The organism is Dermacoccus sp. UBA1591 (genome assembly GCF_002322065.1).
In the GTDB taxonomy this organism is placed as follows: domain Bacteria; phylum Actinomycetota; class Actinomycetes; order Actinomycetales; family Dermatophilaceae; genus Dermacoccus; species Dermacoccus nishinomiyaensis.
This window is the reverse complement of sequence record NZ_DCNR01000016.1, coordinates 1-4,836: the sequence shown is the minus strand read 5'-3', so window position 1 is coordinate 4,836 and position 4,836 is coordinate 1. Positions and strand designations below refer to the sequence as shown.

The window sequence follows — 4,836 nt, the reverse complement described above, 5'->3', positions numbered from 1 at the left end:
GGGAACGGGATGCGGTCGATGATGACGAGCTGCAGGCTCGAACCGGGCACGTCGACGCCCTGCCACAGCGTCATCGTGCCGAACAGGCAGGTGTTCGCGTCGGAGGCGAAACGGCGCACCAGCGTGCCCATCTGGTCCTCGCCCTGGCACAGGACGGGGAAGTCGTCGCCGAGGCGTTCACGCATCGCCTCGGCGGCGCTCTGCGCGGCGCGCATCGAGGAGAACAGCCCGAGCGTGCGCCCGCCCGCGGCGCGGATCAACGTCTCGATCTCGTCGAACGCCTGCTCGGACATGCCGTCGCGCCCCGGCGCGGGCAGGTGCTGCGCGACGTAGGCGATGCCCTGCTTGGGGTAGTCGAACGGTGAGCCGACGTCCAGGCCGTTCCACGCCGGGCCACCCGCGCCGCGCAGGCCGAGCGTGCCGGCGACAGCGTCGAAACTGCCGCCCAGTTCGAGGGTCGCCGACGTCATGACGACGGTCCGCTCGCCGAAGATCTTGTCGCGCATGAGCATCGCGACGCTCATCGGCGCGACCCTAAGCGCCGTGATGTTCGCGCGCGCATTGTGCGAGATCCACAGCACGTCGAGTTCGCGTTCTTCGAGGATGCGCTCGCAGGTGGAGAAGATGTCCTCGATCGCCGCGCGCGCCATCTGACGCACGCCGTCGTTGTCCTGCGGGTTCTTGGGCTTGAGCTCGCTCGCGATCGAGCGTGCCGCGTCGAGGATGGCGCGGATCGCCATCTCGAGCGGGTCGGACAGCCCGAGCAGCCGCCCTTCCTGGTGTTGCTCGAGGGCGTCCTTGAGCAGGTCGGCCGAGCGCTTGAGGTCGTCGGTGTCGGCGAGGCGCCCGCACCGTTTCGCGGCGGCGCTGATCGTGCCCGTCGTCAGCTCGTCGGTGATCGTCGCCGTCACCCGATCGACGAGTTCGTGCGCCTCGTCGACGACGACGACGTCGTGCTCGGGTAGCATCTGGCGGCCCTCGAAAGCATCGATCGCCATGAACGAATGGTTCGTGACGACGACGTCGACCTCCTTCGCGTCGGCACGCGCCAGCTCGACGAAGCACTCCTCGACGACGGGGCACTTGCTGCCGAGGCATTCGTGGCTGGAGACCGACACCTGCCGCCATGCCTTCTCCGAGACGCCGGGCACGAGCTCGTCACGATCCCCCGAGTCGGTCTCGTTCGCCCACTCGCGCAGCCGGACGACCTCGCGGCCCGTGCGACCCGCGTCGGCGTCGACCTGGCCGACACCGAGCAGCGTGTCGGCGTCGTCGTCGGGGTAGCCGCCCGTCAGCTTGTGCTGGCACAGGTAGTTGCGCCTGCCCTTGACGAGCGCGTACGTCGGACGCCGCCCGAGCAGCGGCTCGAGGGCATCGGCGAGGCGTGGCATGTCGCGGTCGACGATCTGCGCCTGCAGCGCAAGCGTCGCTGTCGCGACGACGGCCGGCTTGTTGACGTCGAACGCGTGCCGGATCGCGGGAACGAGGTAGGCGAGCGACTTTCCGGTGCCGGTGCCCGCCTGGACGAGCAGGTGCTCGCCCGTCTCGATGGCGTGCTCGACGGCCTGCGCCATCTTCGCCTGGCCGGGGCGCGGCACCCCACCCACCCCACTGACGGCGGCAGACATGAGCTCATCGAGGGAGGGCAGTTCGGGCATGCCCCAACCCTAGGCCAGCGCGTACCGCGGCACCGACTCGAGCGCGCCGGGGCTGTGGATCAGCCTGCGCCGCCACCCTGACGGCGCCCCCAGCCGTCACGACTGGGGACGACGACGTCACTCCCCCGGCAGCAAACCGGGCAGCGCCGGCGCGTGGTCGGAGCAGATGTAGTGCGCGACGAGCGCGGTCCAGCCCGTCTGGTGCGCGGCGCCGAGGCCGACGCCGGTGTCACCGTGGAAGTACTCGCTGAACGTCACGTGCTCGTCCCACAGCGGGCCCTCGGGGTACTCGCGCTGATCGCCCGGGCGTCCGTTCGGCCCGAGACGGAACAGGTTCGTCAGGCGATCCTCGAGGTCGAGGACGATGTCGGACAGCTTCATGAACCGGCCCGAGTTCGTCGGGTACTCGTACTCGGTGTCGCCAGGCGTCGAGGCCGCGTAGAGGCGCAGCGCGTCGACGACGAGGAAGTTGACGGGAAACCACACAGGCCCACGCCAGTTCGAGTTACCGCCGAACAGGTCGATGTCGGACTCGCCCGGCGTGTAGTGGATCGACATCTCCCGCCCGCCGATCTGGGCGGTGTACTCCTCGCGGTAGGCGGCCGACAGCGAACGGATGCCGTATTCGGAGAGGAACTCCTCCTCGTCGAACAATCGCTTGAGCAGCAGATCCCGTCGGCGCTTGGAGATGAGCGACAGCGTCAGCTTCTCACCGCCCGAGTCGTGCTCGGCCTGCGCGATCGCCTTCATCATCGCGGGCTCGCGCTCCATCATCCACTCGACCTCACGGACGAAGTCGGGCAGTTCGTGCTGCACCCAGCTCGGCGCGATGAGCACGGCCATGAGCGGCAACAACCCCACCATCGAACGCACGCGAAGCTGCGTGATGTGACCAGCCGGGTCGGACAGGGCGTCGTAGAAGAAGCCGTCCTCCTCGTTCCACAGGCTGGAGACGACGTCGGGGCTCGTGCGGTCCATCGCCCGGGCGAGGTTGATGAAGTACTGCAGGAACGTCGTCGCGGCGTTGTCGTAGCCGCGCTCGCGCCGCGCGAGCTCGAGCGCCATCCGCAGCATCGACTGGGAGAAGAACGCCATCCAGCTCGTCGCGTCCGACTGTTCGAGCTTGTAGCCGGGCGGCACGTCGGTGGAGCGGTCGAAGAGTGTGATGTTGTCCATGCCGAGGAAGCCGCCCTCGAACAGGTACGTCCCGTCGGCGTCCTTGCGGTTGACCCACCACGAGAAGTTGAGCAGCAGCTTGTTGAACACCTGGATGAGGAAGGACTGATCCTGGCCGCCGTCGATGGCGTACACCTGCCAGCACGCCCAGGCGTGGACGGGCGGGTTGACGTCCTCGAACGCCCACTCGTACGCGGGCAGTTGGCCGTTCGGGTGCTGCGCCCACTCGCGGCACATGAGGACGAGTTGGTGCTTGGCGAACTCGGGGTCGATGTGCGCGAGCGGCACCGTGTGGAACGCCAGATCCCACGCGGCGAACCACGGGTACTCCCACTCGTCCGGCATCGAGATGACATCCGCGAGCGCCAGGTGCCGCCATCCGACGTTGCGCCCCGGGCGCCCGTCGAGGCCGGTGACGCGCGACAGCGGCGGCGCCTCGCCGGCCGGGTCGCCGGCGAGCCACTCGTCGACGTAGTAGCGGTAGAGCTGCTTGCCCCACAGCAGACCCGCGAAGGCACGACGCGCGATGTGCCGGTCGTCGGGCGAGGCGGAGGTGGGGATGACGGCGTCGTAGAACTCGTCGGCCTCGTCGCGGCGCGTGCGCATGACGATGTCGAAACCCTCACCGAATGCGGGATCGCCGGGCGGCGGCTCCTGGTGGGCGGTGCCCTTCGGTTGGTGCGCGGTGGAACGGCCCACCCCGCGCATCCGCAGCCTGACGGTGACGCTCTCGCCCGGGCCGATGTCGTCGAAGTGGTACCAGAACCCGACCTTCGTGCCGTAGTCGAGGCGGATCGCCTCGCTGTCACCGTGCACGATGCGGGCGTCGAAGCCGTCCTTGGTCAGCTCGCGACGGTTGAACTCGTGGCCGAAGACGGCACCTTCGTTCGTCTCGTTGTCGCAGAAGATGATGCGCGGGCTGCCGTCGGCATGCAGCTCGTAGTCGCCGAGCCAGCCGTGCTCGGCGCGCACGGTGTTCGCGTCGACGAGTGAGATCGACGGCTCCCGGTCGTCGCGCCCCCACGACCAGGTGTTGCGGTACCAGGCCTGCGGGACGAGGTCGAGCGGTGCAGCATCGGGTCCGTGGTTGGTGACGGTGTACTCGAGGCACAGGTCGGTCGGGTTCGCCTTCGCGTGCTTGACCTCGACGTCGAAGAAGCGGTTCTCGGCGAAGACACCCGTGTCGATCAGCTCGTACTCGTCGTCGGTTCGCGAACGCTGCGCCGCCTCGGCCCGCAGATGGTTGTAGGGGAATTTGGCCTGTGGGTAGCGGTAGAGCCAGCTCGCCCACGAGTGCGTCGGCGTCGCGTCCGTCGGCCACCAGACCTCCTTGACGTCCTCGCCGTGGTTGCCCTCATTGTTCGTCAACCCGAACAGGCGTTCCTTGAGGCGGTCGTCCTTGCCGTTCCACATGGCGAGGGAGACGTTGAAGAAACCGAACCGGTCGCACAAGCCTGCGAGGCCGTCCTCGCCCCAGCGGTAGGCGCGCTGGTGCGCCTGGTCGAACGGCAGATACGCCCACGCGTTGCCGTCAGCCGAGTAGTCCTCGCGCACCGTCCCCCACTGCCGCGACGCCATGTACGGCCCCCACAGCCGCCAGGGGTCGCTGTCCTTCGGCGCCTGGGCGAGACGGCGGTGCTCCGCGGTGGCGGTAGGGCGGGAAGTCGATGACACCCCCGCATTTTAGGTGAAGTGTGGGACACACCACCGCGCCGTCTGACAGGTGAGCCACCTCACCCGCGTGGGCGCCGACGAGCCACCACCCTCACGGGAGCGTGACAGTGGTGGCTCGTCGTCCGTCGCCGAACTCGCGACGGCGTGGCTTCAGGCGTTCGTCAGGTACGCCTGGAGTTCACCCTCGAGCTCCGGCATCACCTTGGCGTGGACGTAGGTGCCCTCGCCGCGGTGCTCGATCGAGAGGACCTCCGCGTCCGCGTGGAGGCGGCTCAGCACGCCGCCGCGCTCGTACGGCAGCAGGACGTCGACACGGCGCACCGGCTTC

General features: G+C 68.7%; 2 protein-coding genes. Both read right to left on the bottom strand.

Annotated elements, in window-relative coordinates:
- A partial coding sequence (locus B2284_RS01535; RefSeq protein ID WP_286697100.1) for an ATP-dependent DNA helicase occupies window positions 1-1,658 on the bottom strand: 1,658 nt, incomplete at its 3' end.
- Between the two features lie 117 nt (window positions 1,659-1,775).
- The gene (locus B2284_RS01530) at window positions 1,776-4,508 is read right to left on the bottom strand and encodes an MGH1-like glycoside hydrolase domain-containing protein (RefSeq protein ID WP_136788478.1); all 2,733 of its coding nucleotides are present in this window, start codon (window positions 4,506-4,508) and stop codon (window positions 1,776-1,778) included.
- Window positions 4,509-4,836 lie beyond the last annotated feature (328 nt).